The sequence below is a fragment of the Streptomyces sp. NPDC054840 genome, from assembly GCF_053611065.1.
Map to the genome: position 1 here is coordinate 1 of NZ_JBSGZP010000971.1, position 2070 is coordinate 2070.

The following is a 2070-nucleotide window of genomic DNA, read 5'->3' on the forward strand; positions in this document are numbered from 1 at the left end:
GGGCGCCGTGGTGGGCCCGGGGGCTGCCGGTGAGCGTGTACCACTCGTCGGCGTCCTTGTACTGGACGTCGAACCGGACCAGGCCCCCGGCCGCGACCGTGGTACGCAGCGTCAGCGGGCCGGTGATCACGCCGACCTCGTCGGTCATCGCGCCGCCCGGCCCGGCGAGCACCTCGTCCTGCCATCGGTGCGGCTGCGTCATGAGGCGCAGGTGTCCAGCATCGTGGTGAGCATCTTCTTCTCCGGTTCGGTGACGGTCAGTCCGTACGTGGATTTCACGGTGGTCCAGGCCCGCCCGTACCGGCACCAGCTCGCCTTGTCCGGCGGCTGCCACAGGTCGGGACTCTGGTCGCCCTTGGAACGGTTCGAGGCCGCGGTCACGGCCAGCAGCTGGGGATGGGCCAGATCGTTGGCGAAGGCCTTGCGCCGCGCGGAGTCCCAGCCGGCCGCGCCCGAGCGCCAGCCCTCGGCGAGCGGCACCATGTGGTCGATGTCCATCTTTCCCGCGTCGGTGACGACCACCCCGTCGTAGAGGCTCTTCCAGCTGCCGGAGACGGCCTTGCACTCGGCGTCCCGGGTGACGTCGGTGCCGTCGCGCTCGAGGACCACCTCACGGGTGTCGCACTTGTTGCCCTGCTGCGCCCAGTGCGTGAACCTGTCCCGGCTGTAACCCGCCATCGTCCCGACCGGCGAAACCTTGAGCGCCGCCAACTGGGCGCGCGCCACAGCGGTGCTGACCATACCGGGCAGCACGTCCCCGCCGGCCGGTTCGGCGTCGTCGCCGGGTGCGTTCGGCGACTTCGGCGCCGCGGTGGAGGGCGGCTCCGCGGGCGCGGACGCCTTCGGGTCCCCGCCGCCCGGCGCGACCGGACCGGAGCACCCGGTTGCGGTGGCCAGCAGCAGCGTCCCCAGCACCGCACCCGTCACACGTATCTGACGTCGCATAACCCCACCCCGAGCCGGTACCGCTCCGCACGCTGTCCCGGAGACACTACCCAGAACCGGACAATCAACCTACTGAGGCCCCTCCGGCGGGCGTTGTCAGTGGCTCTCGCTAGTCTCCCGGCATACCGCAGCTCAGGGGGGAGGGCTCCCCCCTGTCAGGGCTGCGCGGAACCGGAACGGTACAGGCGGAGGGGCACGGCTGATGGCATGGCTGGCGGCGGGCGAGGGGTACGAGATCGCTCTGGTGGAGGGACGCGTGACGGCGAGGTCCACCACCGGGCGGACGGCGGGACGGCAGTTGAAGACACTGCCCAAGGCCCTGAAGGACCATCCCGAGGTGGACCGGCTGCGCAGGCTGGCCGAATGGCTCGACCGGCACGAGGCGGCCTGCGCCGCACAGGTCGACAGCTGGATGGTCTCCTCGCTGCCCGTGCCGACCGAACTGCTCGCCAGGGTCTGGCCGGACGAGGCCTGGCAGAGCACCCTGCGCGACGTGGCCGTCGTCGGTGACGACCCGGACGAGGTGGGCTTCCTGCGGGACGCCACCGCCTCCGGTGAGCTGAAGGTGGTCAACCTCGACGGCGAGACCGTACGGCTCTCCCCGCGCACGGTGACACTGCCGCACCCGGTGCTGCTGCCCGACCTGGACGACGTACGGGACTTCGCCGCCGAGCTGGGCATCGTGCAGCGGGTCGAGCAGATCCACCGGGCCACCTGGCGCAAGCCCGCCGAGGTCGCCGCCACCGCCACCGAGGTCCGCGACTACGCGGGCGGGGTATTCCCCACCCGCTTCAGCCTCGCCGCCCGGGCCACGAGCCTCGGCTACCGGGTCTCCGGCGGCTACGCCACCTGCAAGGTCCGGGACTCCGGGTCCGCCGCCGAGGCCGCCGTCTGGATCGGCGAACCCTACTACGAGGACGAGACGACCACCGGCGCGCTGAGCTGGCACGACGAGGACGGCCGGGCGGTACGCCTGACCGAGGTCGGACCGGTGGCCTGGTCCGAGGGCATGCGGATGGCCGCGGCGCTGTACGCCGGGCGCAAGATCGAGGAGGGCGGGGACGCGTGAGCACCAACCAGGAAGACACCGAGATGAACAAGGCCGAACTGCTGCTCAAGGCCGGC

At 71.8% G+C, this 2070-nt stretch carries 2 protein-coding genes and 1 pseudogene; 1 reads left to right on the forward strand and 2 read right to left on the reverse strand.

All coding sequences use genetic code 11. The features are described from left to right. Together ACWGIU_RS36530 and ACWGIU_RS36535 are read right to left on the reverse strand one after the other, a co-directional pair. A pseudogene (locus ACWGIU_RS36530) lies at nt 1-202 on the reverse strand (hypothetical protein); the annotation flags it as partial. Further along, nucleotides 199-945, reverse strand: a complete 747-nt coding sequence (locus ACWGIU_RS36535) for an HNH endonuclease family protein (RefSeq protein WP_453712379.1) — start codon at nt 943-945, stop codon at nt 199-201. The pseudogene ACWGIU_RS36530 and the gene ACWGIU_RS36535, both read right to left, overlap by 4 nt. Nucleotides 946-1147: 202 nt before the next feature. Here ACWGIU_RS36535 and ACWGIU_RS36540 point away from each other — a divergent pair, with 202 nt between their 5' ends. After that, nucleotides 1148-2014, forward strand: coding sequence for a DUF4132 domain-containing protein (locus ACWGIU_RS36540; protein WP_453712380.1), 867 nt, complete (start codon nt 1148-1150; stop codon nt 2012-2014). The last annotated feature ends 56 nt before the right edge of the window (nt 2015-2070 follow it).